Genomic DNA, 25,532 nt, shown 5'->3' with positions numbered 1-25,532 from the left:
CTTGTGTAAAATAGAAATTGCTTCTCTCCTATTTCCTGGAAACATAACTTTGTCAATTTTGCAACTCTGAAATCGGTTGTGGAAATTCGGTCGTTTGCTTTTTCGTTTTGAGTAGCGGAGAGTTCTCTGCGAGATTCAATTGGGTTCAATTATGCTTAAATTTTTCTCTGCGCTGAAACTGCTGCAGCTATCTTTCTTTTGTGCTGTGATCTGCAAAAACACAATTCTCTGCGGAAAAACGTTGTGGTTACTTTGTGTGATTTTGCAGCTGTGTCGCTACGGCGTGTAACAGCGGTTTCACGCAATTGCTACTTTTCGTGTAAAATGAACTTCTTTTTTCCATAACTTCGTTCTGTCCAGCCGAGAAGACTCAGTTCAAAATGCAGCAACTGACGTGAAGCCGCCGGACGTTATAGGCAAGTTTTGAAGAACGAACCGAATTAATCATTGACAAAAAATCAATCATCGACATGACTTTTACGCTTTCTCCTTTTCCTATCTTGCTTCAAAATAACGGTCTTCCGTTCGAGATTAATGAAGTTACTATTGAAAAGGTAATGGCAGGCATATTTGTCACCGCAATTTATTTTATTCCAACAATCATCGCTCGAGATAAAAAAAATCTTAAATATATTTTTATTGGAAACCTGTTAACTGGATGGACAGGCGTCGGTTGGCTGCTTGCACTTTTATGGGCGATTAGATCCGAAAGTAATCCAAATTTAATTGTGCCAAAAAAGAAGAAAAAGAAAAAGCAAAAAAATGAGATTCAAAATATAGATTAAACCTGCCTATAACAGCGGTTTCACGCAATTGCTACTTTTCGTGTAAAATGAACTTCTTTTTTCCATAACTTCGTTCTGTCCAGCCGAGAGTACTCAGTTCCAAATGCCGCAACTGACGTGAAGCCGCCGGACGTTACAAGAAAGCATACCCGGCTTGCTGTAAACGAGACTTAAAAATTGATTAATGAATTATCCACAATTAATTTTACCAAATTCGATTGAAGCAGTATTGCTACAAAAAAACTTTCGAGTTCCTCCTAAGCCAAATCCACCAGTTTTACTTGTAGAATCAAATTATACTTTTTTTAAAACGTTATTCCTAATTGGAGGAATTTCTCTATTCTATATTTCTATACTTTTAGGATTAATTACTACTATCATATCAATACTTGTTTTGATTTCGAATTCAACAAAAGTGGCAAATGATGGTCATAAAAAAAGATATTTGGAGCATTCTAAAATTTATCACAGACAATTGGATTTTCATTACTCCATGGCAAAATTATCTCAAGCTGAACTTAATAAAGCCATGAAAAAACACAAAATTTCTTCTGCATTAGAAAACATAAAAATGCCTTATATAGCTGTCGATTACAAAAAGGGTTTGGCGCACAATTATTTTAGAACTTTTTTATTTAACACGTTTGGTAATAACATTATTGAAAGTGCTGCAATCGAAACTTTGTCGAGCGAATTTTATAGTAATTATAAAAATTTTTCAACTCGTCATTATGTATCTGATTTTGCCTATGTTGACCATTCTAAAAAAATATGCATTGCTATAGAAGTTGACGAACCATACACTTTGAAGACAAAACAGCCAATTCATCTCGATGATACTGTGAGAAATACTTTTTTTACAAATCACAAATGGATTGTTTTAAGGTTTGCTGAAATACAAGTCGTAGAAGTTCCTGAATTATGTTGCAATTATATTCAAAATGTTATAGCATTAATCACTGACGATTCTCTGAACTTAGAAATGTTGAAATGCGATGTGCCATCGGTTTCAAAATGGACTGAAGAGAGTGTTAAAAATCTAATCGCTATTGATCACAGAAAATTATATCTAAGAAAATTAGATGATCCTATCGCACATGAAAAATTAAGAACTGAACTTTTAAAAAAAATGTTTTTCATTCCTGCACAAATTCCAACTGAAGAGAAAAACATAAATTTTGACGATTGATAATGCCTTCTTGTAACAGCGGTTTCACGCAATTGCTACTTTTCTTGTACAATGAACTTCTTTTTTCCATAACTTCGTTTTGTCCAGCCGAGAGTACTCAGTTCCAAAAGCCGCAACTGACGTGAAGCCGCCGGACGTTATATGCCATATGAGAGAACTTGTGTCGTTATTGATGTTCCTTTACTCACTAAATTCTTTTAGCCAGGATTTAATTGACGTTGCTTTACGCAATAAATCAGTCTTGATATTAAATGAAGCATATATTATTCCAAATTCTCAAATAAATTACCTTGAGCTTGATAGTATTGACAAATCCATTATTGAGGAATTTAAACTTCAAGCTAACGAACAAAAAGCATCAAATTGGAATGAATCTGATTTTAAAGATAGGATTCTGATTAAGAATAAAGAACGGATAAATGTTGACAAGGTATTGACTCTATCTCCAAATCTAACCGATCGACAAAAAAAGGATTTAAGAAAGGCTATTAAAATATATAACTCTACTGATGACGAGTGGCGAACTTTTCCACTCCAAATTTCAAAGCCATTATACTCTAAACAAAGAGATTACGCGGTTATCGGTTTTATTGATGGAAATAGCGGAGGGACAATAAACCTGTTTCATTTAGAAAATGGTGAATGGAAATCTATAGGGGGAACGCGATGGGCATATTGATTACGGCATATAACAGCGGTTTCACGCAATTGCTGCTTCCCTTGTAAAATGAACTTCTTTTTTCCATAACTTCGTTCTGTCTCGCCGAGAATACTCAGTTCCAAATGCCGCAACTGACGTGAAGCCGCCGGACGTTATGTGTGGTCGCTCCGCTCGCAGAAATGACGTTTCTCGTTTGTTGAGCAGTTCGGCTTGTGTTTGAGTAAATTTCACTTCTTTCCTATTTTTCACGGCTCAACTTTGTGGTTACGTTGTGTTAGTGTCGGCGGAAAAATTGTCAATCTTGTTTGCGATTCTTGTCGCCGAGAGTTCTCTGCGAGACTTAATCAGAGCTTAAGTATTGCGTAAAATGCGTACGTTGATATTCTCGCGCAGAAAACAGTGCGTGTAAACTGGGGAATTTAAAAAAACGCAACGGAGTGGAATTTCTTTGTGGTTACGTTGTGTGATTTTGCTAATGTGTCGCGACCCACATAACAGCGGTTTCACGCAATTGCTGCTTTCCTTGTAAAATGAACTTCTTTTTTCCATAACTTCGTTCTGTCCACGCCGAGAATACTCAGTTCCAAATGCCGCAACTGACGTGAAGCCGCCGGACGTTATGAGAAATGCTGCCGCGGCGCGAAGATGACGCTCATTGTATCATCCAAATTGGTATCTTTGGACGTGGAAAAAAATCTTTACATAATTGCTGGTTGCAACGGAGCTGGAAAAACAACAGCTTCTTTTACAATTTTGCCTGAAATTCTAGATTGTAAAGAATTTGTCAATGCTGACGAAATTGCAAAAGGCCTCTCCCCTTTTCAACCTGAAAAAGTTTCTTTTGAAGCAGGAAGAATTATGCTTCGAAGAATCAACGAACTTTTGGAAGCAAATGAAAACTTCGCTTTTGAAACCACCTTGGCAACCAAAAGTTACAAATCAAAAATTACAGAAGCCAAAGCAAAAAATTACAATATCACTTTGCTTTTCTTTTGGCTGCAGAATCCTGATTTGGCAATAGAACGTGTAAAAACCAGAGTTGCCGAAGGCGGACACAACATTGAAACAGATGTTATAAACCGAAGATATATTGCCGGAATCAAAAATTTGTTCGACATTTATATTTCAATTGTTGACGAAGTTTTGATTTTCGATAATTCAGAAGGAAAACATGATCTGATTGCAGAAAAGATTTTTGACGCGGAAATCAATATTTTGAACGAACAAAAGTTTGACAAACTAAAAAGCTATTATAAATGAAAACTCATAAGCGAACAACAAATCAGGCAAAAATTGTAGCGGGAATGGACAAAGTCTACGAAAAACTTATTGAGTTTAAAAAAAGGATGAATAGCGAGTTAGTTATTTTGAAAGACAACAAAATCACTCGTGTAAAACCTTAGCACTTCTCATAACAGCGGTTTCACGCAATTGCTGCTTCTCTCGTAAAATTAACTTCTTTTTTCCATAACTTCGTTTCGTCCACGCCGAGAGTACTCAGTTCCAAATGCCGCAACTGACGTGAAGCCGCCGGACGTTGTGCGCAATTCTAACGCCGGTTCAGGAAACTAACGCAACACTTTTTAACTTAAATTAGTGTTGTATGAAAACAAAATTTACCCGTTTAAATCTCCCTGAGAGGATACAGATTGAGAAGCTTTCTGATAAGGGATTCTCCGCCTCAGCTATCGCTATTTTGCTTGGAAGGCACAAGTCCACCATTACCCGAGAACTTAAGAAAACGCATTACAAAACTTATCTGGCAATCAATGCACATATCAGGTCCGTTAAGATATGCAGCGCCAAAAACTATGGAAGGTCGAAGATCTCAGGCAACAAAAAATTGTATGATTATGTGGTGAAACACCTGCGCAAAAGATGGTCACCGGAGCAGATTTCGTTATCTTTAAAAAAGAAATTCCCAAACCAGAAACACATGCAGACAAGCCACGAAACCATCTACTATTTTGTATACCTCCACAGCAAGAAATCACTCAAGGAGGAACTCATCAAACAGCTCCGGCAGCAGCGAAAAACCCGCGGATCAAGGCATACCAAAGCCGTACGCGACGTAAAGATAACCGATCGGATAAGCATCGATGAGCGGCCTGAAGAAGTAAAGGGACGCGAGATTCCCGGACATTGGGAGGGTGATCTCATTGTCGGGAAGGAACACGGTTCATACATAGGCACACTGGTCGAGAGATCATCACGATATGTCATACTGGTGCACCTGCAGAACAAGGAAGCAAACACCGTCAGGAAAGCCTTCGAGCAAGAACTGGCAAAGCTGCCAAAACTCATGCGCAAGAGCCTCACATACGATAACGGTACCGAAATGGCACAACATAAACTACTGACAAAAAGCACAAAGATGAAGGTCTATTTCACACACCCATACAGCCCATGGGAAAGGCCTACAAACGAAAATACGAATGGGTTGCTGCGTGATTATTTCCCTAAGGGCACAGACCTGTCAATCCACTCAAAAGCGTACCTGAAAAAAGTACAGAGGGAACTCAACGAACGTCCAAGGAAGGTCCTCGACGTGAGGTCGCCGATCGAGGTTTTTAAAGAATTAATCCTAAACAAAATTCCGCTTTGATTTATTTGACTATTTTTACTGAAAGTTGCGTTAGAAATTTGAAACCGCCATCGTGACGTACCTGACCAAAATGAAAAATCCACTCATCGTATTCCTGATATTATTTCAGGTCACTTTCGCTCAGAAATCGGACAATTATAAGTTGGATCGAGATTACTTTCTCTTAGGAACTTTAGCTGGAAGGTGCAAAGACCCTATGGAAGTTGATTTAGTTGAAAAATATAATCAGTACGAAGACACACTTATACAATTTTCTTACAAGTTATATAAAGGAGAATACGATTTACAGGTGTCGGAGCATAGACTTATATCTAAGGAATTGACAGAAAAAATAAATTCTTTTTACAATTGGGAATACAATGAAAATTTCTCAAACGAAAATTTGGACAGCATTTTTATCGGTACGATAGACACAACCAAAATTAAAACTGACTCTCAAAAAATTTCATTTCTCATCGGAGCTTTTACACGTTTTGGAAAAAAGAATGATGCAATTTATAGCATCAATGGTAAAAGTTCAGTCGAGAACTTTAAGATTTATGGCAAATTTTTGAAAGATTTAAGATGTAATGAAATCAGGGAGGTAATAGTTGAAGCTGTGGGTCCAACATTGACAGTATATTTTCAACCGAGTGATCGACTAAAAAAATATCTAACTTATTACATTCCGAATCCTAGAGATTATTAACTACGGCTAACAGCGGTTTCACGCAATTGCTACTTTCCTTGTAAAATGTAGCTGCTTTTTCCATAACTTCGTCTTGTCCACGCCGAGAGTACTCAGTTCCAAAAGCCGCAACTGACGTGAAGCCGCCGGACGTTAGCGGTAATGCTACCGCCGGTTCAGGAAAATCGCGCGGGAATTGGACGTTTTCTATGCACTGTGGAGAAAAACTTCAGCCGGAATACTAAAATAATTTTTAAGCTTTTGAGCCATTTTTAATGTGATTTCACGCTTCCCGGAAAGAATTGCTGAAACGTGCCCTTTGCTTCCGATTATTGGCTCAAGATCTTTTGCTTTCATTCCCATTTCCTGCATCTTATACTTAATAACTTCCAAAGCATCGAGTTCAGGTAATTCATAATGTTTTTCATCGAAATCCTTTACAAGAACAATTAACAAATCCAACTCATCACCTTCAGGCGTGTTTGGTTCAGCATGAAATATTTCCATCAATCTCATTGAAGCCTTATTGTAATCCTCTTCGGTTTTTAATACTTTCCAGTTCATCATCATAGTTTTTTATAGTTCAAGATTGAGGTATCAAAATCAACAGTTTCTACATTAATTTTATCGTAATCTTTATGCGGTCCAAACCAAATTACATAACAAGCTTTCTGTGTAAAATTTATTGAAACCACTAAACGGAAATCATTGCCTTTAATATTGAAGACAACCCTTTCATTATTTACAACACTTGCATTTCCATAAACTTGTTTGAGCTCATTAAAGTTTTGAAAATCTAATTTTGAAAATTCATTGTACCAAATCAATAATGGCGTTTTTGCAATTGAGTATTTCTCGGTGTAAAATAAAATTGTTTTCTTTACAAGGATTTTCATGTTACAAACTTAATAAAAAGTTTTCAATTTGCAAACTATTCTGTTTAAATTGAAATCCAATGTAAGAAATTGGCCCATCCGCTAACAGCGGTTTCACGCAATTGCTGCTTCCCTTGTAAAATGAACGACCTTTTTCCATAACTTCGTTTTGTCCAGCCGAGTCCCGAAGCTTCGGGACAGTTCCAAATGCCGCAACTGACGTGAAGCCGCCGGACGTTATCTGAAAGCCGCCAATCGGAGCGGAAAATTGTAGTCGTTCAAAAAAATCATTACATTTGACATTATGAAAACATTGACGCTTAACATACCAGATAATTTAGACATCGACAATCGAGAACTTGTCATGCTCTTGGCTTCTAAACTTTATGAGCAAGGAAAGCTTTCCTTGGGTCAGGCTGCTGAACTTGCAGGTCTGACAAAGCGTACTTTCGCCGAATTATTGAACCGTTATAATGTTTCAATCTTTAACTTTCCTCCCTCTGATTTAGCAAGCGATGTAGCAAATGCATAAAACAATAATCTCTGACACTAGTTGTTTTATCATTTTATCTAAGATTGGAGAACTTGGTCTTCTTTTAAGACTTTACGGTCAGATAGTCACTACAACAGATATTGCAGAAGAATTTGGAGAATCACTTCCTGATTGGGTTATAATAGAAAATGCAAAAGATAAATTTCATCAAAGGATTTTAGAATTGCAGATTGACCGGGGAGAATCGAGCGCCATTGCATTAGCTTTAGAAATCCAAAATAGTACTTTAATCCTGGATGACTTCAAAAGCTAGAAAAGTCGCTGAAAATCTCGGATTAAATTTTACGGGAACAATCGGAATTCTAATCAAAGCCAAATTAACCGGACTTATCCCTTCAATCAAACCGCTTTTAGAGAAGATTGTCGAAACCAATTTTAGGTTGTCTCCAGAATTACAACTACAAGCTTTAAAGGAAGCAAAGGAATTATAGCCTTCAGATAACAGCGGTTTCACGCAATTGCTGCTTCCCTTGTAAAATGTAACACCTTTTTCCATAACTTCGTCTTGTCCACGCCGAGTCCCGAAGCTTCGGGACAGTTCCAAAAGCCGCAACTGACGTGAAGCCGCCGGACGTTAGCTGTAATTTTCGAACGACCTGATTCCAAATGGCAAACTTTCGTATATTTGGGAAAAGTTTTAAATGACAACAAAAGAAAATATCTTAAAAAAGTTGAAATCCAAAAAGCTTGCGCTTTCCAAGTTTGGAATTCGCAACGTTGGATTATTTGGCTCTTACTTACGTGATGAGCAATCAAACGAAAGTGATATTGATTTGTTAATTGACTTTGAACCTGAAAAAGAAAACTTCGACAATTATATGGCTGCTTACGATTTGTTTGAAACGTTATTCAAAAACGAAAAGGTTGAGATCGTAACAAAAAATGGTTTGAGCCCATATATTGGTCCAAAAATTTTAAATGAAGTTGTCTATGTCTAAAGATCCTATTGAATTTATTAGACACATCCAAGATGAATGTTTGTACATTGTTTCTGTTACTAAACCAGACTTGACATTGAATGAGTTTTTGGAAGATGAAACTCTTAAACGCGCTGTGGTCAGAAGTCTTGAAATCATTGGCGAGGCAACAAAGAAAATTCCTGCAGACTTCAAAGTAAAATGGAATTCCATTACTTGGAAATATATGGCTGGCATGCGTGACAGATTAATTCACGATTATATGGGAGTCAATTATTCTATTGTATGGGATGTTATGAAAAACAAAATTCCTGAATTGCTTGAACAAATTGATGAAGTTCTGTCCAAAAATTAAAACTACAGCTAACAGCGGTTTCACGCAATTGCTACTCTTCTTGTAAAATGGACTTCTTTTTTCCATAACTTCGTTTTGTCCACGCCGAGTCCGAAGCTTCGGGACAGTTCCAAATGCCGCAACTGACGTGAAGCCGCCGGACGTTATGCAAAATCAGATCGCCAATTCAAATCTTGTCTAAATTTCAATATTCTAAAATGAGTAAATCCAAAGATATTCATGATCCAAAAAGCGTCACGGAATTCATCCAGAAACTTGAACCTGAATTTTCGAAATTGATTGAAGAAATACGAGTCGCTGTTTTAGAAACTGACAAATCGGTCAGTGAACAGATAAAATGGAATTCGCCTAGTTTCTTTTATAATGGTGAAATAAAATCTTTCAATCCGAACGAGTATAAACGAGATATACTCGTAATCCACACGCGAAAAAATGAAGCGCTACTTGTTTTTCCTACTGGAAATGTTATGGACAATAAATCTGGAATACTTGAAGGAGATTATGCTGACGGGCGAAAAATGATAAATTTTAAAACTATTGAGGATTTTGAGAGAAAACGCAATGACTTTAAAGAAATTATAAAGGATTGGCTAACCAAAGTGGAAAAGTGACAACTACAGCTAATGGTTTCACCAACCCGAGGCCAAATGCCGAACTGAGCGAAGCTAATTGCTACTTTCCTTGTAAAATGTAACCGGTTTTTCCATAACTTCGTTCTGTCCACGCCGAGTCCCGAAGCTTCGGGACAGTTCCAAATGCCGCAACTGACGTGACCCTAACGAAGTGTCCCGACACTTGGGGAGCCGAAGCTAGCCGCCCGACGTTCTTCGTGGCTATTTTTCCTGACGAGTAGAATTTTAACAACAAATTGTATGAAGCCGATCACCACCTTATTTTTCTTATTTTTCTCGCTAAGTGGTTGTAATAATAAAGTTGAACTTGAAAAGTGCGATAAAAATGGAAAGCTCATAGTTTACAGTGAACGGGTTTATTCAGAAATGTGGATAAAAAATAAAAAATTAAATGTTACTGTCATAGATACGTTTTGTATAAATCAAAAGGCAAAAGCATTGGAAGATATACGAAATGGAAAACTTGTTTATTTTGGCTTTCATCCCAGAGAATTTAAAAAAATGACCGCGATACTAAAGCGTTTTGGAATTGAAACTAAAGAACATTTGAGCAGATGTGCAAGAATTGGTGGGTTTGAACCATATTGTTACCAAAATGCAATGTATGATGAAATCAATAGAAAATTCGGAGAAAACTTTATTGATTCCATTTTTAGAGTTGCTCAGAAAGAATACATAATTGAAAATCCAAATGTCGAATATTTTGATGACGGAATAGATTTGAGAAAAAAGTATAAAGTCACAAACTAAAAACAGCTCCTAAAACGGTTACCAGAAATTGCGACTTTTTGTGCTTGCCGGAACAAGTTTTTCCAAATTTCGTTTCAGCTCTGCGCGGTTCGGCCGCTGCCTCAGTTGCCCAAACGGAGTCAAGAGGCTTCAGGACAATTCCAAAAGCTGCAACTGACTTGAAGCCGCGACAAATTAGCGGCAATGGCAGAAAATGCTGAGAGAAACTACCTAATTTTTATTACAACTTTTCCCCTTGATCTCCCAGTTTCAACATAAGACAATGCCTGGTTGGTTTGCTCAAATGGAAATACTTTGTCAATAACCGGCTTTATAATACCTTGCTCGACAAGTTGCTTAATTAGACCTAATTGATTGCCTTCCGCCCTCATAAATAAGAACTTGAAAGACACATTTAATTTCTTTGCTTTTCTTCTGGCGCTGGAACTTAACAATTTTGTTACTATTTTTAAATACCAAGGTAAACCGACTTCTTCTGCAAATTCCGGTGTTGGCGGTCCTACTAACGAAATTAATTGCCCCCCCGTTTTCAAAATACCTAATGATTCTTCCAACACTGCCTTTTCCCGATTACTGTGCAATACTACATCGTAGTCTTTGAGTAGTTTAGAAAATTCTTGTGTTTTATAATCAATTACCAAATCGGCGCCAAGACCTTTTACCAAATCCATATTTTTTGCACTGGTAGTTGTTGCGACATAAGCCCCCAAATGTTTAGCCAGTTGAATAGCAAATGTACCAACACCTCCCGAACCCGCCTGTATAAAAACCTTTTGTCCTCTTTTCACATTAGCAATTTCAACTAATGCCTGCCAGGCCGTTAAACCAACTAATGGGATAGAACTAGCTTCTTCCATTGATAGATTCCTTGGTTTCAAAGCTAAATCGCTTTGATTAACAGCGATGTATTCTGCAAAAGTACCTATTCTGTAATCGCCTACTCTTGCATAGACTTCATCACCAATTTTAAAATTCTTTACACCTGGACCTACTTTAACCACAGTCCCAGCCATATCGTGTCCATTTATGATTGGGGTTTTATAAGGTAAAAAAGTCTTGAACGCTCCTTGTTTTATCATCGAATCCAGGAGATTAACACCAGCTGCGTGAATTTGTACCAGAACTTCATTTTCCTTCGCAACTGGTTCTGTTACGTGGGTAAGTTGTAATGCTTCTTTTTTGCTGTATTTTTTTACTATGAATGCTTTCATCTGATTTAGTTTTAGATATTATTTAATTAAAAATGGGATTGCTTTTTTTAGAAATTCTTCGTGGTATTGAAATACACCACCATGCCCTGAATTTGGATAGATTACAAGTTCAGCATTAGGAAATCGTTTTGCCAAATCGTACGAATTGGATGTGGGTACCATTCTGTCGTTGTCCCCATTGACTACTAAAACTGGATGTTTGAAAACGCTTAAATCAGCAGGCTTTTCATTACCCAAAATTTTAATGGCTTTAAGTTGTTTACTCAATACGCTTAATTTTACCTTTTTATCTCTGTTTTCCGTTCTTTCTTTAAGCCGGTTTAGAAAATCACGGGCGGCTTGTTTACCAACTTCATTTTGAGTAAAAAACAAATAAAATTTAGGATCTCTAAAAGTGAAGATGCCCTTGAAAATATCATTATAGGTTAAACCAACAACTTTACTTATTCCTTGCCCCCCTCTTGGTCCTGTACCTGCCAATATAATTCTACGCGCCAAACCAGGCTCCTGTAAAAGCAATTCTTGAGTTATAAATCCACCCATTGAAAATGCTATAATATCCACTTGTTTGAAACCAAGTGCGTGAATAAAAGCAATAGCATCTTTTGCCATATCAGGAATACTTGTTCCTTGTTTACCTGTTGTTGCCCCAACGCCACGATAATCAAAAGAAATAATATGACGCTCAGCAGCGATAGCGTCCATAATTCCAGGATCACAATTATCGAGGTTTGCTGTTAAGTGGTTGAAATATATTACTGGAATATCGCCTTCCTTGCCATAAGAACGGTAAGCGAATTTTATTCCGTTAGCTTCTACAAACTGAGTAGGAATTGTTGCATATGAATACTTTACGTTTTGCGCATTTGATGTCGACATCACTAAATTTATTAAAATGGTTAGGAGAACTACTTTTTTCATTTTATTTATCTAATTGTTTAAGTATATTTTTTTCTAAAAATCCGTAAGCAAAATGCTGTAAATTGATTAGTGTAGAAGTTCCTTTCCCAACAATGTTTCTGAATTTTGGTTTATCTGTCTGCACTACTTGTATAACTTTTTCGGCAACTATAATTGGGTCTCCCGCATTTTTCACCAACTCATTTGAGAATTTTTCAATTTTGGTTCTCAAAGAATTGTAGTCTTCAATTTTTGCAAGGGGCGAAGCTGAATTATCTATAATATTTGTTTTAAATGCAGCGGGTTGAATCATGGCCACACGTACATTAAAATCGTTCAACTCATATCGTAATGCTTTGAAATATCCTTCTAAAGCGTGTTTTGAAGCAGCATAATAAGCAGCATTTGGAAAAGAAACCAATCCAACAATTGAACCCAGGGTTATAATTTTACCAAATTTCTGTTTTCTAAAATGTGGTAATATGGCATTAGTTACTTTTATAGTTCCCCAAAAGTTGGTTTCAAATTGCTTTCTACCCAACTCAATTGGAATTTCTTCAGCAATACCAGCTACCAAAAATCCAGCATTATTAATTAAAACATCTAATTTGCTGACTTCTTTAAAAAGTCTATCAGAAAAAGTATTTATCGACTCCTCCGAATCAAGGTCCAATGCGATGATTTTAAAAGGCAGCAACGCCTGTACTTTTTCAGGATTTCGGCTTGTTCCGATGACATTGTACCCTTTTCTGTGTAGTTCGCCTGCTACCAATAATCCAAAACCAGATGATGCTCCGGTCACTAAAATATTTTGCTTCATATCATTTATATTTAAAAATTAATGTTTAAATTTGCTTGCATATTGCAAGTGCAAATATATAAAAGTGCTTTTGATTTGCAAGTGCTTTTTAAATTATTTTTAAAAATATTTTATTTTATGATAGAACCTAGATCAGAATGTCCGTTAAGTTACTCACTCGACATATTTGGTGATAAGTGGTCATTACTTATCATCCGGGACTTAATGTTCACCAACAAATGCACCTATAATGATTTTATAAAATCGGCAGAAGGAATAGCGACTAATATTTTAGCAGCAAGATTGAAATCACTTGAAGAAAATGGTATTATTGAAAAATTGGATCATCCTGATAGTAAAGCAAAAAAATTATATAAGCTCACACAAAAAGGAATAGAATTGTTACCTATTATTATGGAAATCTACTTTTGGACCGATAAGTACTTTACAATGCCGGCAGCATTAAAAGCGACAATTAAAGAAGCTAAAAAAGATAAAGAGAAATTCATAAAGCAGGTATGGAAAGAACTGAAATCTAAATGATAAAAAAAGCAACCGCTAACATGGGTTGCCCGCAATTGCAGCATTTTTGTGTAAATTAAACTAGTTTTCCATAACTTCGTTCCGTCCAGTCGAGTCCCGAAGCTTCGCGACAGTTCCAAATGCCACAACTGACGTGAATTTGCCGGGCATTAGGCGCAATTGTAAAAAAGCACCGTAAATAATGAGGAAATTAAATCGCTTTTTTAGTTTAAAATGGCAAATATTGTTATTTACTTTTTCAATTGTCCTCTTCTTACTTAGCCTGTTTTTCCTGAAAGATTTATTTTTAATCATCTCATCTTTTATACTGATTACGGCATTTTTCAGTATGGTGTGTGCGGTCGTTTTTCATCTCATAAAAAAAAATTGGAAAACTGCAATTGCATTAATTTTACCGCCTATAATTTTCTTCGCTGTAGTTTGCCAGTTTGGATTTCTGTTGTACTTGATCATCGAAGGACGTCACGACGAATTTACTGATGAGCTTGTAATCCCGAAAAATATTTCCATTTCACAACCTCTGGAAGAAATGGATTCTTCTAAAATTTCTTCAGGCCTGCATTTATATAAATCCGTTCAACCGGGTATATATCGATATGTTTATGTCGATAAAAATCTGAGTGATGGGAAAATATTTTTGAAAGCGTTTGAAATCACAAAAAATCAGCCGTTATCAGCTGAACGCCTAAGATCCAAAAGTCTGATCGAAATCAGGCCAGGTGATTCCATTTTTCAATTCGAAAATGATTTCACCATTTATGAAGGCGACTGGGGATATCCTTATGCAGCGCGGTTTGAGGTATGGCATGAATCGCCCAATAATGTTACGCGGAAAATAGCTGATAGAAATTTTATAATTGAAGGCTGGCAAAGATAATTTTAGCTTCGCTCCGTTTGGCTGTTCACTTTAAGTTCTTCCCTAAAAAGAATGATGTCTTCCATCTGATTATATGCTCATACTGCATAAAAAAACGCCCCAATTGGAGCGCTTTTTGTACTGAATATTATTTTCCAACCGAAGCCGGATACAAACCTATACTTTAAATCTTTTCCTGTCTGTCTCGTTCAGATAAATCTTCCTCAAACGGATTGATTTAGGTGTCACTTCAACATATTCATCCTTTTGGATGTATTCCAACGCTTCCTCAAGGGAGAAAATGATCGGAGGGATAATCCTTGCCTTTTCATCATTTCCTGATGAACGAACATTCGATTGTTTTTTCTCTTTGGTTACGTTCACACTCATATCATCGCTACGGGAGTTTTCTCCAATTACCTGACCTTCGTAGATTTCGGCATTTGGTTCAACAAAAAACTTACCACGATCCTGCAATTTGTCGATAGAATATGGAATCGCTTTTCCTTTTTCCATAGAAATCAACGAACCTTTGTTACGTCCGGCAATTTCTCCTTTATAAGGTTCATATCCGATAAAACGGTGCGCCATAATAGCCTCACCTGCTGTTGCAGTAAGCAATTGGTTACGCAATCCAATAATTCCACGCGACGGAATATTGAATTTTATGATCATACGCTCCCCTTTAGTTTCCATACTCAGCATTTCTCCTTTGCGCAAAGTAACAAACTCTACCGCCCTGCCGGAAAGCGATTCCGGTAAATCGATTGTCAGTTCCTCAATCGGCTCATTCTTGACACCATCTATTTCTTTGATGATAACCTGAGGCTGCCCTATTTGTAATTCGTAGCCTTCTCGCCTCATGGTTTCAATCAGTACAGACAAGTGCAATACACCACGCCCGAAAACCATAAATTTATCTGCTGAATTGGTCTCACCCAATTTCATCGCGAGGTTTTTCTCTAATTCCTTTGTCAAACGGTCCCTGATGTGTCGCGAGGTAACAAATTTACCTTCCTTACCAAAGAAAGGCGAATCGTTAATCGTGAAAAGCATGCTCATGGTCGGCTCGTCGATGGCAATCGTGTCTAATGCTTCCGGATTATCAAAATCGGCAATCGTATCCCCGATTTCAAATCCTTCTACTCCAACAATGGCACAAATATCACCTGCAATGACTTCCTGTACTTTTTTACGGCCAAGGCCTTCAAAAGTATGCAGTTCCTTAATTCTTGATTTGATGACTGTTCCGTCTCTCTTTACCAATGAGATAGGCATGCCTTCCCTCAACACGCCTCTTTCAAGACGGCCGATCGCGATACGTCCTGTAAATGCAGAAAAGTCAAGAGACGTAATCAGCATTTGTGGTGTCCCTCCCGAAACCTTTGGTGGCGGTACATGCGCGATAACCATATCCAGCAAAGGCTCGATATTGGTAGTCATGTTACGGAAGTCGTCAGACATCCAGTTGTTTTTTGCAGAACCGTATACTGTAGGAAAATCGAGTTGCTCTTCTGTAGCACCAAGCTCGAACATCAGGTCGAATACTTTCTCGTGCACTTCCTCAGGCGTACAGTTTTCCTTGTCAACTTTGTTGATCACGACACATGGCTTTAGGCCAAGGTCGATTGCTTTTTGCAATACGAAACGTGTTTGTGGCATTGGCCCTTCAAACGCATCCACCAAAAGGCAAACCCCATCGGCCATATTCAGTACGCGCTCCACTTCCCCGCCGAAATCCGCGTGACCGGGAGTATCGATGATATTGATTTTGGTACCTTTATATACTACCGAAACATTTTTAGAAGTAATGGTAATTCCCCTTTCCCGCTCAAGGTCGTTGTTGTCAAGGATAAGGTCGCCGGCGTTCTCGTTTTCACGGAACAGTTGGCAGTGGTACATGATTTTATCAACCAAAGTAGTCTTACCGTGGTCAACGTGGGCAATGATTGCAATGTTTCTGATAGATTCCATCTGTATTTTTTAATGGGTGCAAAGGTACACTTTATTTCGGGATAAAAAAGCACATGGTTTGGAAGTTCTTGACTTATAAGTTTGTAAGTTGTGGCGTTCATTAGAGCGAACGAGCAAAACGAATTTAAATTTAATGAAACCATAACATAACTGACAGAACGTCGTGTACTTCTGTCCCGCACAAAGTACTGACCCCAAAAGTTAGTCCCTTCACCCTACCGGTTTTTTCCCAATTCTTACAACTGAACCATTATTTTTCTATATTTGGAGTAATGAAAAATAAAACCGATAAAATAACCTACATTTTTATTTTCATTGCTATCGTTTTGGCCTTTTCAAGCCTGACGCTGCTCGAAAAGCACTATACCAGCGAAAGTTTTCTGTATTTCCATATTGCGCGTGATTTTGTATTCATTACGATTTGCGCGGTGATCATCCGTTATTTTATAGTTAAGAATGACCGGTCGAACCTCCAAAATTTGGAAAAAACGAAAAACAATAACCTTGAAATCCGGGAATCGAAAGAACGCTATGATATCGTTGCAAAAGCGACCAGCGACACCATCTGGGACTGGAAGATTAAAGAAAATGAATTTACCTGGAACAAGGGAATTCAGGGTGTTTACGGGTATAAAAAAGATGAAGTCGGAAACAACTCCAAATGGTGGTTTGACCGCATTCACCCTGAAGACAGCATCCGTATGTCGGTTAAGCTGTATGCCTTCTTAGAGCAAAAAACCCAGAAATGGCAGGATGAATACCGCTTCAAGTGCCGTGACGGATCTTACCGCTATGTATTGGACAGGGGATTCCTCCTATTCAATGAAAAAGGCGAGCCGATTCGTATGATCGGGGCCATGCAGGATATTACAAAACGCAAGGAAGAAGAACAGCGCCTTAAATTACTTGAAACGGTAATCACCAACACCAAAGATGCCGTAGTGATCACAGACTCGGATAATTCAAAGTATGGCATCCCCGGTATCGTGTTCGTGAACCAGGCATTTACTAACATGTCGGGATATGAATACGACAGTATCATCAGCAAATCGCCGATGGTATTCTTTGGCGAAAAAACCGATGCGGCGGGATTAACAAGCCTTATTGAGTGCATTTCACTGAAAAAAGAATGTGAGATTGAACTGATCGCCTATAAGAAAAACGGTGATGCATACTGGGTACAATTTTCTATGGTGCCGGTGTTTAATGCGGAGAAAGAGCATACCCACTGGATTTCGATACAGCGAGATGTTACCGAACGCAAAATGCAGGAAAAAGAACGCGAACAACTAATCAATGAACTCACCCAAAACAATAAAGACTTACGGCAATTCTCATATATCACATCGCACAACCTCAGGGCGCCACTGTCGAATCTAATTGGACTGTTGCAATTACTCGAGGAAATTCCTATAGAAAATGAGGAATTGCAGCAAATCATGGAAGGTTTTTCAAAATCGACCTACCTGTTGAACGAAACGATTTCGGACCTTGGCAAAGTCGTCATCATTCGTGACAACCCTTCCATAGAGAAGCAGCACATCACGATTTCTGACTCGATTGACAATGTCATGAGCCAGATCAATATCATGATTTCAAGCAATAATCTAAAAATAGATTATGACATTAAGGCTGTCGAAGTCTATTCAAATAAGGCTTATTTTGAGAGTATTTTGCTAAATCTCCTGACTAATGCCATCAAATATAAATCGGCTGAGCGGGACCTGGAACTCCATATTTCAACAAAAGAAGACGAAGATTATACTGTCTTGCGTTTTAGTGACAATGGAATGGGAATTGACCTGATGAAGTTTAGGGATAAAGTCTTCGGCTTGTACCAACGTTTCCATAATTATCCGGACAGCAAGGGACTTGGCCTTTATCTGGTGAAATCACAGATGGAAAGTATGGGCGGTGAAATTGATATTGACAGTACGGTGGATAAAGGGACTACTTTTACGATAAAATTCAGGAAAGAAAACTAATGCTTCACAAAGTAATCTGTATAGACGATGATCCGATAGCGTTGTTGCTGTCAAGGATGGTTATTTCAAAAGCAAATTTTGCATCACAGGTAATCACTTTTTCAAACGGTGAGGAAGCCATATCATACCTTACGGCAACTCCGGAATCAGGCGATAAAGAAGAAAAACAACTCATACTTTTGGATCTGAACATGCCGGTAATGGACGGATGGGAGTTTTTAGAACAATTTAGCCAGGGATTGTCTTCGCATTACCAAAACACAAAAATCATCCTGCTTTCGTCCTCGATTGACCCAAACGACATCAGAAAGTCAAAAAACTTTCACATGGTTTTGGATTTTTTCCCGAAACCCCTTACAAAGGAATTATTGGGGCGCATTCTCACAAAATTAAGCATATAAAAAAAGGCTTCTTTTCAGAAGCCTTCCATATAATTCATATTGTAACCGCAGTTACAATTTAGCGATGTGCCTGGTAAGTTTTGACTTAAGGTTAGAAGCTTTGTTATCATGGATAATGTTCTTCTTAGCCAATTTGTCAATCATTGAAATCACTGCAGATAACTTAGAAGAAGCTTCGTTTTTATCAGTAGCCATCCTTAACGCTTTGATTGCATTACGAGTGGTTTTGTGCTGATATCTGTTTAATACCCTTCTCTTTTCGTTACTTCTGATTCTCTTTAAAGCTGACTTATGATTTGCCATTTCTTAATAATTGTTTCTTTAATATTCAATTTTGTAGTCCGTAGGGGAATCGAACCCCTGTTACCAGGATGAAAACCTGGCGTCCTAACCCCTAGACGAACGGACCGTTATTCCCCTGGTTCAGATTCTTTCAATATTCGATTGAACTTTGTAGCCCGTGGGGGAATCGAACCCCCCTTACCAGGATGAAAACCTGGCGTCCTAACCGATAGACGAACGGGCCTGCTTGTTTAATGCGGATGCAAAAATACAACTATTTTTTATTTGCGCAATAGCTTCAGCTTATTTTTCTAAATATTTTTAAAAGGCCCAGAAAAGGAGCTGGATATTAATAGGCTTTTGCAAACAATACCCTGCCCTTAGAAGCCTTTCCAGTCAACACACAGCGTCCCTCTTCGTCCTCGCGATCAAGCGCAATGCAGCGGATTGTGGCCTTGGTAAGCTCTTTGATTTTTTCTTCTGTTTCCGGCGTCCCGTCCCAATGTGCAGCAATAAAGCCTCCTTTATTTTCGAGAACATTTTTAAACTCATCGAAATGCTCCACTTTGGTGATGTGCGCATTCCGGTAATCTAACGCTTTATTAAAAAGACTTTGCTGAATTTGCTCCAACAGCTCACTCACATAGTTTACAATGCTGTCTTTCAGCACCACTTCTTTCGATAATGTATCACGACGTGCTACCTCAAAAGTACCATTTTCAAGATCTTTGGGTCCAATTGCGATACGAACAGGTACCCCTTTCAATTCCCATTCAGCAAACTTAAATCCTGGTTTTTGGGTGGTACGGTCATCAAACTTCACTGAAATACGCAGCTTCTTAAATTGGGAAGCCAAAGTATGCGCCGCTTCGGAAACGGCTTTAAATTCTTCGTCTGTTTTGTATATCGGAACAATAACCACTTGAATCGGCGCAAGATTTGGAGGCAACACGAGTCCGTTATCGTCAGAGTGGGTCATGACCAACGCCCCCATCAACCTCGTAGAAACGCCCCAGGACGTCCCCCAGACGTGCTCTAATTTACCTTCATGGTTCGCAAATTTTACGTCGAATGCTTTTGCGAAATTCTGCCCGAGAAAATGTGATGTCCCAGCCTGCAATGCTTTACCGTCCTGCATTAAAGCCTCAATGCAGTAGGTCTCTTCAGCGCCTGCAAAACGCTCCGTCTCTGTCTTAAGCCCCTTAATCACCGGAATACCCATGAAATTCTCAGCAAAATCAGCATACACATTCATCATTTTTTCAGACTCTTCAATGGCTTCCGCCCGTGTCGCATGTGCGGTGTGCCCTTCCTGCCAGAGAAATTCTGCTGTTCTCAGGAAAAGACGTGTGCGCATTTCCCAACGAACGACATTGGCCCACTGGTTAATCAGCAGCGGCAAATCGCGGTGTGATTGTATCCATTTTTTATAAGTAGACCAGATAATTGCCTCACTTGTAGGACGCACAATAAGTTCTTCCTCAAGCTTCGCATTTGGATCTACCATCAACTTCCCTGGATTATCGGGATCGTTTTTAAGTCGGTAATGTGTGACGATGGCGCACTCTTTTGCAAAGCCTTCGGCGTTCTTTTCTTCCGCTTCGAACATGCTTTTGGGCACAAACAGCGGAAAATAAGCATTTTGATGTCCGGTTTCCTTGAACATTCGGTCGAGTTCTGCCTGCATTTTTTCCCAGATTGCATAGCCATACGGCTTAATGACCATACAGCCCTTAACCCCTGAATTCTCAGCCAGGTCGGCCTTTACGACCAGTTCATTATACCATTTCGAATAGTCTTCGGCCCTCGTTGTGAGATTCTTGCTCATATGCAATAAATTGAGATAAATCAGGTTTAACTTTATTTAACTAAAAAGTTTCGCAAAACTAATTATTTTTGTATTGTCCAACAATAAAAATGCTACAGATATGAAAACTTATTATGTTCAACTAAAATCGCTCCGCATTTGGTCCCTCGTGGGATTGATTGGGGTGGTGACGGCGTCGTGCGGGTCGTACCAGAATACCTCTTATTACGATCGGGACGGCGTTTATGGAAACGGTAACAGCACTCCTCAGGCTAGAGAAACCGCAACTACTTCAACGAATCAAAGCTATAAGGATTATTTTGATTCAAAACAGCAGACCGCTGAAGTTTTTACCGATGTAGACAACTACAATTCAGATTCGGATACCACAGCCACGACCTATCGCTATGTTAGTGATAACGCTGGCTGGGGAAGTACTACTGACAATGTGGTTGTCAACGTATATGATAATGGCTGGGGATGGAATTCCTGGTACACGCCAACATGGGGCTGGTATGGCTCCGGATGGAATTGGAATATTGGCTGGGGATGGAATTCCTGGTACGGTATCGGATGGGGAGGCTATTATCCCGGATGGGGATGGGGAGGCTACTACCCTTATTACGGCGGTTACTACGGCAACTATTATGGAAACCACCACCATGGAAATTATGCTTATGCGCTAGGTAGAAGGGGTTCAGGCTACAACTATGGTATTGCTAATAATGCAGGAAGAAGAAGCTACGCAACAAATGGAGGACGATTAGGCAACCGCAATTTTATAGGTCGATCAGGCAACCGTAATTTTAATGGCCGGAATAGTGGCGATTACAGCAGCGGAAGAAGATCTGTAACCACCTATTCAAACCGCAACTCCGGAACCAGGAGCAATACGACTTACACTACTTCATCTTCTACAAGAAATAATGGAAATTACACTCCGACAAGAAGTTCATCATCATCTACAAGAACCTACAGTAGCCCAAGCTCCTCAGGAGGAAGCCGTTCTTCAGGAGGCAGCTACGGCGGAAGCAGAGGCGGCGGCGGGGGCGGCGGTGGCAGAAGCGGCGGTGGCGGCGGAGGCAGAAGAGGCTAATTAAAATTTAACAAATACCTGTGTTTGACATGGGTATTTTTTTGACCAAAAATCAATCATCACATGAAAAAGTATTTATCTATTCTTATTTTAGGCCTGGCGGCAGTAAGCACGCAGGCACAGGATGCTACGGACGGTCTCCGTTATGCACAGGACAATCTTAACGGTACAGCGCGGTTTCGTGCTATGGGCGGCGCTTTTGGTGCGCTGGGAGGCGATTTTTCATCATTGAATGTCAATCCGGCTGGTTCAGCAATATTTACGAATAACCAGGCAGCGCTGACGTTGAGCAGCGTAAATACGACCAACCGTTCGAACTATTTCGGGGAGAAGTACAATGAAAATGACAACACTTTCGATTTAAATCAGGTTGGTGGCATTTGGATTTTTAAGGATACAAGCGAAAAAACCGGATGGAATAAAATCGCACTGGGTTTAAATTACGAGAACGCAAATCTATTTGACAACTCTGTATTTTACCGGGGACATAATGGCAATTCTGTCGCAAACTACTTTACAAGTTACGCAAATGGAATTCCGTTGTCAACGATTACAGGCAACAATTTTGAAGACCTGTACTACAATGAGCAACAGGCTTACCTTGGGTATGAGGGCTTCATCATCAATCCCGGAGCCGGAAACACCTACACTTCAAACGTGACTGGCGCTAATAATTTTTATCAGGAAAATACGATTGTAAGTACGGGATATAATGGAAAACTATCCTTTAATGCAGCAGTATCTTACAAGGATAAATACTATATCGGTTTGAACTTAAATTCTCATTTTACCGATTTTAACAGGCACACGAGTTTTTACGAAGACTACCAGGATGCGCCAGGACACAACAACAATGCAGGATTGCAGGCACTGCGATTCAGCAATGATTTAACAACCTATGGATCCGGGTTTTCTTTTCAATTGGGGGGAATTGCCAAACTGACAAAGGAATTCCGCGTAGGACTTGCCTATGAATCCCCGACCTGGTACAGCCTTAAAGACGAGTTGTTACAAACGCTGGCTGTGAGGACCGCAGAACAGGGCGATTTTTATGCCGATCCTGATATCAAAATCATTTATCCAACATACAAGCTGCAAACGCCGTCGCGCTATACCGGAAGTTTGGCGTATGTTTTTGGGACGAAGGGACTAATCAGCGTGGATTATTCGATGAAAGATTACTCCAACACCCGTTTCAAGCCAAAAGCGGAATTCACAACGGCCAATGCACAAATGGCTGATTTGTTTGATACTTCTGGGGAATTGCGCGTTGGTGGCGAATACAAAGTAAAAAAATGGAGTTTCCGTGGTGGTTATCGTTTTGAGAAAAGCCCGTACAAGAATGATGCCGTGATGAGCGACCTAAACGCGTATTCTGCGGGACTCGGTTACAGCTTTGGAGATACCAAAATTGACGTTTCATATACTAAAGCCAGACGGGATTACCAGCAATCCTCCTTTTCGCAGGGTTTAACGGATTCAGCGACCATTAACCAAAGGAACCACAATGTGAGCCTGACCGTGATTTTTGAATTGTAAACGAATAACAATATTTCCTTTAAAATCCGCTTCGTGACCTGAAGTGGATTTTTTTTTAGCCCTTCCCGAAGTTTCGGGAGAAGCGGCATCCTTTTTTTGCCGGCTCAAGCAAGGCATAAAAAGATACAGCGGACAGCACGAAACAGCTCCTAAAAAACACACCTATACAACCTTAACTTTAAACCTTAAACTTTAAAGCAAAAAAACCGTACTTTTGCACCCTCAAATTTTGAATACATGCGGACTAAGTCTTTAAAAAAGAACAAAATAAACGTCATTACGCTCGGCTGTTCCAAGAACATTTATGACAGTGAAGTGCTGATGGGGCAATTGCGTGCCAGCGGCAAAGAGGTCGAACATGAAGCACCTGCGGAAAGTGAAGGCAACATTATCGTGATCAACACCTGTGGGTTTATTGACAATGCGAAAGCAGAATCCGTAAATATGATTCTGGAATATGCTGACAAAAAAGACCGTGGCCTTGTGGATAAAGTGTTTGTGACCGGCTGTCTTTCTGAACGTTACCGTCCGGATTTAGAAAAGGAAATTCCAAATATCGACCAATATTTTGGCACTACTGAATTGCCTTTGCTTTTAAAAGCTTTGGGCGCTGATTACAAGCATGAACTTTTAGGGGAAAGGCTTACGACTACACCAAAAAATTACGCTTACCTGAAAATTGCCGAAGGCTGTGACCGCCCGTGCAGTTTTTGTGCGATTCCGTTAATGCGCGGCAAGCACGTTTCCCAGCCTATCGAAAAGCTCGTTAAAGAAGCTGAAGGTTTAGCGAAAGACGGTGTGAAGGAATTGATATTGATTGCACAGGACCTGACTTATTACGGCCTGGATCTATATAAAAAGCGGAACTTGGGCGAGTTGCTTGAGGCGTTGGTAAAAGTTGAAGGGATCGAGTGGATCCGCCTGCACTATGCATTTCCAACAGGATTCCCGATGGACGTATTGGAGATTATGAAACGCGAGCCAAAAATCTGTAATTATATTGATATTCCGTTGCAACACATTTCGGATTCGGTATTGAAATCAATGCGTCGTGGTACTACTCAGGAGAAAACTACAAAATTACTGAAAGATTTCCGCGAGGCTGTTCCCGGGATGGCGATCAGGACTACACTGATTGTCGGATATCCGGGAGAAACGCGGGAAGATTTTGAAAAGCTTAAAGATTTCGTCCAGGAAATGAAGTTTGACCGTTTGGGATGTTTCGCGTATTCGCATGAAGAAAATACGCACGCTTATCTTCTCGAAGATGACGTGCCTGCCGAAGTGAAACAGGAACGTGCGAATGAAATTATGGAATTACAATCCCAGATTTCGTGGGATTTAAACCAGGAGAAAGTCGGAAAAGTATTTAGATGCATTATTGACCGCAAGGAAGGTACCCATTTTGTGGGAAGGACAGAGTTTGACAGCCCGGATGTAGACAATGAAGTGCTTATTGATGCGAGAAAAAACTACCTGAAGACGGGCGACTTTGCGATGATCAAAATTACGGAGGCCACGGAATTTGACCTTTATGGTGAGCCCGTTTCTGCCGATAATTAAAACAGGCATTGGTATAAAAACAAAACTCCGGGCTTATCACAACCCGGAGTTTTTTCATTAGCACTTGTAAATACCCTAAATCACAGTCCCTTTAATCGTAAGGACTTTGGGTGTATCGTTTTCTGTGGTTGTCACAGTGACTGTTTTCGTGAACGCCCCTTTGTTGGCGGCATTGTAAGTGGCTTTGATAGTGGCTGATTTTCCCGGCGCGATGGAATCCTTTGGATAATCAGCTACCGTACAGCCGCAGGAAGCATGTGCACTGGTGATCACAATTGGCGTAGAGCCTGTATTCTTGAATTCAAATTCAAAAGTTTTTGGCGTTCCCTGCGGAATCTCTCCGACATCAATCGATTCTGTTTTCCAGACGACTGTGCCGCCGGTCACTCCAAAGGTTGCTAAACCGTGTTTCGGGGTTGTTGTAAATGATGACAATCCAAGTACGCAGATGATCGCGGTAACGAATAATAAAATAGTGTTTTTCATAATGTGAAGGTTTTTGATTAATAAATGATTAACTGAACGTTTTTTGTACCATCCAAAAGTATTACAGTATTTATTACACAGTTGTTAAGCAGTTTCAAATG

The 25,532-nt window shown here is 39.3% G+C and carries 29 protein-coding genes and 2 tRNA genes; 20 read left to right on the top strand and 11 right to left on the bottom strand.

The window, feature by feature from the left end:
* The first annotated feature begins 470 nt into the window (after positions 1 to 470).
* The 6 genes from CFE23_RS02155 to CFE23_RS02130 all read left to right on the top strand — a co-directional run bounded on the left by CFE23_RS02155 (position 471) and on the right by CFE23_RS02130 (position 5,928).
* Entirely contained in the window at positions 471 to 785 is a 315-nt protein-coding gene (locus CFE23_RS02155; RefSeq protein ID WP_291083325.1) for a superinfection immunity protein, read from the top strand.
* 184 nt (positions 786 to 969) lie between these two features.
* Positions 970 to 1,974: a hypothetical protein gene (locus CFE23_RS02150; RefSeq protein WP_291083323.1), complete on the top strand. Its 1,005-nt coding sequence runs from the start codon at positions 970 to 972 to the stop codon at positions 1,972 to 1,974.
* 148 nt (positions 1,975 to 2,122) lie between these two features.
* Positions 2,123 to 2,653, top strand: a complete 531-nt coding sequence (locus CFE23_RS02145; RefSeq protein WP_291083322.1) for a hypothetical protein — start codon at positions 2,123 to 2,125, stop codon at positions 2,651 to 2,653.
* A 627-nt stretch (positions 2,654 to 3,280) separates the two neighbouring features.
* Positions 3,281 to 3,895, top strand: coding sequence for a zeta toxin family protein (locus tag CFE23_RS02140; RefSeq protein WP_291083319.1), 615 nt, complete (start codon positions 3,281 to 3,283; stop codon positions 3,893 to 3,895).
* Between the two features lie 343 nt (positions 3,896 to 4,238).
* Positions 4,239 to 5,240, top strand: coding sequence for an IS30 family transposase (locus CFE23_RS02135; protein ID WP_291083317.1), 1,002 nt, complete (start codon positions 4,239 to 4,241; stop codon positions 5,238 to 5,240).
* A 70-nt stretch (positions 5,241 to 5,310) separates the two neighbouring features.
* Complete coding sequence (locus CFE23_RS02130) at positions 5,311 to 5,928, top strand: hypothetical protein (protein WP_291083315.1); 618 nt, start codon at positions 5,311 to 5,313, stop codon at positions 5,926 to 5,928.
* A gap of 186 nt (positions 5,929 to 6,114) precedes the next feature.
* Here the strand turns inward: CFE23_RS02130 and CFE23_RS02125 are convergent, their stop codons facing one another.
* Positions 6,115 to 6,477 (bottom strand): helix-turn-helix domain-containing protein, encoded by a 363-nt coding sequence (locus CFE23_RS02125; protein WP_291083313.1) that lies wholly within the window; start codon positions 6,475 to 6,477, stop codon positions 6,115 to 6,117.
* Entirely contained in the window at positions 6,474 to 6,803 is a 330-nt protein-coding gene (locus CFE23_RS02120; protein ID WP_291083311.1) for a type II toxin-antitoxin system HigB family toxin, read from the bottom strand. Before CFE23_RS02120 ends, CFE23_RS02125 begins: the two co-directional genes overlap by 4 nt.
* A 283-nt stretch (positions 6,804 to 7,086) precedes the next feature.
* Here CFE23_RS02120 and CFE23_RS02115 point away from each other — a divergent pair, with 283 nt between their 5' ends.
* The 7 genes from CFE23_RS02115 to CFE23_RS02085 all read left to right on the top strand — a co-directional run bounded on the left by CFE23_RS02115 (position 7,087) and on the right by CFE23_RS02085 (position 9,989).
* The gene (locus CFE23_RS02115) at positions 7,087 to 7,314 is read left to right on the top strand and encodes a UPF0175 family protein (RefSeq protein ID WP_291083309.1); all 228 of its coding nucleotides are present in this window, start codon (positions 7,087 to 7,089) and stop codon (positions 7,312 to 7,314) included.
* Positions 7,307 to 7,588: a hypothetical protein gene (locus CFE23_RS02110; protein WP_291083306.1), complete on the top strand. Its 282-nt coding sequence runs from the start codon at positions 7,307 to 7,309 to the stop codon at positions 7,586 to 7,588. The genes CFE23_RS02115 and CFE23_RS02110 overlap by 8 nt, the downstream gene beginning before the upstream one ends.
* The gene (locus CFE23_RS02105) at positions 7,572 to 7,766 is read left to right on the top strand and encodes a DUF3368 domain-containing protein (RefSeq protein WP_291083304.1); all 195 of its coding nucleotides are present in this window, start codon (positions 7,572 to 7,574) and stop codon (positions 7,764 to 7,766) included. Before CFE23_RS02110 ends, CFE23_RS02105 begins: the two co-directional genes overlap by 17 nt.
* Before the next feature lie 210 nt (positions 7,767 to 7,976).
* A complete protein-coding gene (locus tag CFE23_RS02100) occupies positions 7,977 to 8,273 on the top strand; it encodes a nucleotidyltransferase family protein (protein WP_291083302.1) in 297 nt (98 codons plus the stop codon).
* Positions 8,266 to 8,607 carry a DUF86 domain-containing protein gene (locus CFE23_RS02095; protein ID WP_291083300.1) on the top strand — a complete coding sequence of 114 codons (342 nt, stop codon included), beginning with the start codon at positions 8,266 to 8,268 and terminating at the stop codon, positions 8,605 to 8,607. Before CFE23_RS02100 ends, CFE23_RS02095 begins: the two co-directional genes overlap by 8 nt.
* 197 nt (positions 8,608 to 8,804) lie before the next feature.
* Positions 8,805 to 9,218, top strand: coding sequence for a DUF1801 domain-containing protein (locus CFE23_RS02090; RefSeq protein WP_291083298.1), 414 nt, complete (start codon positions 8,805 to 8,807; stop codon positions 9,216 to 9,218).
* 261 nt (positions 9,219 to 9,479) lie between these two features.
* Positions 9,480 to 9,989 carry a hypothetical protein gene (locus CFE23_RS02085; protein WP_291083296.1) on the top strand — a complete coding sequence of 170 codons (510 nt, stop codon included), beginning with the start codon at positions 9,480 to 9,482 and terminating at the stop codon, positions 9,987 to 9,989.
* A gap of 206 nt (positions 9,990 to 10,195) precedes the next feature.
* Here CFE23_RS02085 and CFE23_RS02080 read toward each other — a convergent pair whose 3' ends face one another.
* From CFE23_RS02080 to CFE23_RS02070, 3 genes are read right to left on the bottom strand one after another with little or no spacing between them, the layout of a single operon-like run.
* Positions 10,196 to 11,200, bottom strand: coding sequence for an NADP-dependent oxidoreductase (locus CFE23_RS02080; protein WP_291083293.1), 1,005 nt, complete (start codon positions 11,198 to 11,200; stop codon positions 10,196 to 10,198).
* 18 nt (positions 11,201 to 11,218) lie between these two features.
* Complete coding sequence (locus CFE23_RS02075) at positions 11,219 to 12,121, bottom strand: alpha/beta hydrolase (protein WP_291083290.1); 903 nt, start codon at positions 12,119 to 12,121, stop codon at positions 11,219 to 11,221.
* A 1-nt stretch (position 12,122) separates the two neighbouring features.
* Positions 12,123 to 12,920, bottom strand: coding sequence for an SDR family oxidoreductase (locus CFE23_RS02070; protein ID WP_291083287.1), 798 nt, complete (start codon positions 12,918 to 12,920; stop codon positions 12,123 to 12,125).
* A gap of 21 nt (positions 12,921 to 12,941) precedes the next feature.
* Here CFE23_RS02070 and CFE23_RS02065 point away from each other — a divergent pair, with 21 nt between their 5' ends.
* Both CFE23_RS02065 and CFE23_RS02060 read left to right on the top strand, forming a co-directional pair.
* Entirely contained in the window at positions 12,942 to 13,442 is a 501-nt protein-coding gene (locus tag CFE23_RS02065; RefSeq protein WP_291083285.1) for a helix-turn-helix domain-containing protein, read from the top strand.
* A 181-nt stretch (positions 13,443 to 13,623) separates the two neighbouring features.
* Entirely contained in the window at positions 13,624 to 14,319 is a 696-nt protein-coding gene (locus CFE23_RS02060) for a hypothetical protein (protein ID WP_291083283.1), read from the top strand.
* A gap of 156 nt (positions 14,320 to 14,475) precedes the next feature.
* Here the strand turns inward: CFE23_RS02060 and typA are convergent, their stop codons facing one another.
* Positions 14,476 to 16,272 carry a translational GTPase TypA gene (typA, locus tag CFE23_RS02055; RefSeq protein WP_291083281.1) on the bottom strand — a complete coding sequence of 599 codons (1,797 nt, stop codon included), beginning with the start codon at positions 16,270 to 16,272 and terminating at the stop codon, positions 14,476 to 14,478.
* 272 nt (positions 16,273 to 16,544) lie between these two features.
* On the opposite strand from typA, the gene CFE23_RS02050 reads away from it, so the two are divergent.
* Together CFE23_RS02050 and CFE23_RS02045 are read left to right on the top strand one after the other, a co-directional pair.
* Positions 16,545 to 18,257 (top strand): PAS domain S-box protein, encoded by a 1,713-nt coding sequence (locus tag CFE23_RS02050; protein ID WP_291083279.1) that lies wholly within the window; start codon positions 16,545 to 16,547, stop codon positions 18,255 to 18,257.
* A complete protein-coding gene (locus tag CFE23_RS02045) occupies positions 18,257 to 18,658 on the top strand; it encodes a response regulator (RefSeq protein ID WP_291083276.1) in 402 nt (133 codons plus the stop codon). The genes CFE23_RS02050 and CFE23_RS02045 overlap by 1 nt, the downstream gene beginning before the upstream one ends.
* A 51-nt stretch (positions 18,659 to 18,709) precedes the next feature.
* On the opposite strand, the gene rpsT is transcribed toward CFE23_RS02045, so the two are convergent.
* The 4 genes from rpsT to proS all read right to left on the bottom strand — a co-directional run bounded on the left by rpsT (position 18,710) and on the right by proS (position 20,768).
* Entirely contained in the window at positions 18,710 to 18,961 is a 252-nt protein-coding gene (gene rpsT, locus CFE23_RS02040; RefSeq protein ID WP_291083273.1) for a 30S ribosomal protein S20, read from the bottom strand.
* Between the two features lie 34 nt (positions 18,962 to 18,995).
* Positions 18,996 to 19,067 (bottom strand) — tRNA-Glu (locus CFE23_RS02035).
* A 45-nt stretch (positions 19,068 to 19,112) separates the two neighbouring features.
* A tRNA-Glu gene (locus CFE23_RS02030) sits at positions 19,113 to 19,184 on the bottom strand.
* Between the two features lie 105 nt (positions 19,185 to 19,289).
* Positions 19,290 to 20,768 carry a proline--tRNA ligase gene (gene proS / locus CFE23_RS02025; protein WP_291083270.1) on the bottom strand — a complete coding sequence of 493 codons (1,479 nt, stop codon included), beginning with the start codon at positions 20,766 to 20,768 and terminating at the stop codon, positions 19,290 to 19,292.
* 100 nt (positions 20,769 to 20,868) lie between these two features.
* On the opposite strand from proS, the gene CFE23_RS02020 reads away from it, so the two are divergent.
* From CFE23_RS02020 to rimO, 3 genes are all read left to right on the top strand, one after another.
* Entirely contained in the window at positions 20,869 to 21,843 is a 975-nt protein-coding gene (locus CFE23_RS02020) for a hypothetical protein (protein ID WP_291083267.1), read from the top strand.
* A 63-nt stretch (positions 21,844 to 21,906) separates the two neighbouring features.
* Positions 21,907 to 23,382: an outer membrane protein transport protein gene (locus tag CFE23_RS02015; RefSeq protein WP_291083264.1), complete on the top strand. Its 1,476-nt coding sequence runs from the start codon at positions 21,907 to 21,909 to the stop codon at positions 23,380 to 23,382.
* A gap of 237 nt (positions 23,383 to 23,619) precedes the next feature.
* The gene (rimO, locus tag CFE23_RS02010; protein ID WP_291083261.1) at positions 23,620 to 24,945 is read left to right on the top strand and encodes a 30S ribosomal protein S12 methylthiotransferase RimO; all 1,326 of its coding nucleotides are present in this window, start codon (positions 23,620 to 23,622) and stop codon (positions 24,943 to 24,945) included.
* Positions 24,946 to 25,020: 75 nt separating this feature from the next.
* On the opposite strand, the gene CFE23_RS02005 is transcribed toward rimO, so the two are convergent.
* Positions 25,021 to 25,431 carry a DUF1573 domain-containing protein gene (locus CFE23_RS02005; protein WP_291083259.1) on the bottom strand — a complete coding sequence of 137 codons (411 nt, stop codon included), beginning with the start codon at positions 25,429 to 25,431 and terminating at the stop codon, positions 25,021 to 25,023.
* Positions 25,432 to 25,532: the final 101 nt, after the last annotated feature.

Origin of the sequence: Flavobacterium sp. BFFFF1, assembly GCF_002256285.1 — a bacterium.
Lineage (GTDB): Bacteria > Bacteroidota > Bacteroidia > Flavobacteriales > Flavobacteriaceae > Flavobacterium.
This window is presented reverse-complemented; position numbering and strand designations above follow the sequence as displayed.

Coding starts and splice junctions, on each gene's coding strand:
- CFE23_RS02135 (WP_291083317.1), top strand. CDS start 4,239: ATGAAAACAAAATTTACCCGTTTAAATCTCCCTGAGAGGATACAGATT.
- rpsT (WP_291083273.1), bottom strand. CDS start 18,961: ATGGCAAATCATAAGTCAGCTTTAAAGAGAATCAGAAGTAACGAAAAG.
- proS (WP_291083270.1), bottom strand. CDS start 20,768: ATGAGCAAGAATCTCACAACGAGGGCCGAAGACTATTCGAAATGGTAT.
- CFE23_RS02090 (WP_291083298.1), top strand. CDS start 8,805: ATGAGTAAATCCAAAGATATTCATGATCCAAAAAGCGTCACGGAATTC.
- CFE23_RS02125 (WP_291083313.1), bottom strand. CDS start 6,477: ATGATGATGAACTGGAAAGTATTAAAAACCGAAGAGGATTACAATAAG.
- CFE23_RS02130 (WP_291083315.1), top strand. CDS start 5,311: ATGAAAAATCCACTCATCGTATTCCTGATATTATTTCAGGTCACTTTC.
- CFE23_RS02005 (WP_291083259.1), bottom strand. CDS start 25,431: ATGAAAAACACTATTTTATTATTCGTTACCGCGATCATCTGCGTACTT.
- CFE23_RS02045 (WP_291083276.1), top strand. CDS start 18,257: ATGCTTCACAAAGTAATCTGTATAGACGATGATCCGATAGCGTTGTTG.
- CFE23_RS02140 (WP_291083319.1), top strand. CDS start 3,281: ATGACGCTCATTGTATCATCCAAATTGGTATCTTTGGACGTGGAAAAA.
- CFE23_RS02065 (WP_291083285.1), top strand. CDS start 12,942: ATGTTTAAATTTGCTTGCATATTGCAAGTGCAAATATATAAAAGTGCT.
- CFE23_RS02120 (WP_291083311.1), bottom strand. CDS start 6,803: ATGAAAATCCTTGTAAAGAAAACAATTTTATTTTACACCGAGAAATAC.
- CFE23_RS02145 (WP_291083322.1), top strand. CDS start 2,123: ATGAGAGAACTTGTGTCGTTATTGATGTTCCTTTACTCACTAAATTCT.
- typA (WP_291083281.1), bottom strand. CDS start 16,272: ATGGAATCTATCAGAAACATTGCAATCATTGCCCACGTTGACCACGGT.
- CFE23_RS02105 (WP_291083304.1), top strand. CDS start 7,572: ATGACTTCAAAAGCTAGAAAAGTCGCTGAAAATCTCGGATTAAATTTT.
- CFE23_RS02095 (WP_291083300.1), top strand. CDS start 8,266: ATGTCTAAAGATCCTATTGAATTTATTAGACACATCCAAGATGAATGT.
- CFE23_RS02085 (WP_291083296.1), top strand. CDS start 9,480: ATGAAGCCGATCACCACCTTATTTTTCTTATTTTTCTCGCTAAGTGGT.
- rimO (WP_291083261.1), top strand. CDS start 23,620: ATGCGGACTAAGTCTTTAAAAAAGAACAAAATAAACGTCATTACGCTC.
- CFE23_RS02015 (WP_291083264.1), top strand. CDS start 21,907: ATGAAAAAGTATTTATCTATTCTTATTTTAGGCCTGGCGGCAGTAAGC.
- CFE23_RS02020 (WP_291083267.1), top strand. CDS start 20,869: ATGAAAACTTATTATGTTCAACTAAAATCGCTCCGCATTTGGTCCCTC.
- CFE23_RS02110 (WP_291083306.1), top strand. CDS start 7,307: ATGCATAAAACAATAATCTCTGACACTAGTTGTTTTATCATTTTATCT.
- CFE23_RS02100 (WP_291083302.1), top strand. CDS start 7,977: ATGACAACAAAAGAAAATATCTTAAAAAAGTTGAAATCCAAAAAGCTT.
- CFE23_RS02080 (WP_291083293.1), bottom strand. CDS start 11,200: ATGAAAGCATTCATAGTAAAAAAATACAGCAAAAAAGAAGCATTACAA.
- CFE23_RS02050 (WP_291083279.1), top strand. CDS start 16,545: ATGAAAAATAAAACCGATAAAATAACCTACATTTTTATTTTCATTGCT.
- CFE23_RS02155 (WP_291083325.1), top strand. CDS start 471: ATGACTTTTACGCTTTCTCCTTTTCCTATCTTGCTTCAAAATAACGGT.
- CFE23_RS02060 (WP_291083283.1), top strand. CDS start 13,624: ATGAGGAAATTAAATCGCTTTTTTAGTTTAAAATGGCAAATATTGTTA.
- CFE23_RS02070 (WP_291083287.1), bottom strand. CDS start 12,920: ATGAAGCAAAATATTTTAGTGACCGGAGCATCATCTGGTTTTGGATTA.
- CFE23_RS02075 (WP_291083290.1), bottom strand. CDS start 12,121: ATGAAAAAAGTAGTTCTCCTAACCATTTTAATAAATTTAGTGATGTCG.
- CFE23_RS02150 (WP_291083323.1), top strand. CDS start 970: ATGAATTATCCACAATTAATTTTACCAAATTCGATTGAAGCAGTATTG.
- CFE23_RS02115 (WP_291083309.1), top strand. CDS start 7,087: ATGAAAACATTGACGCTTAACATACCAGATAATTTAGACATCGACAAT.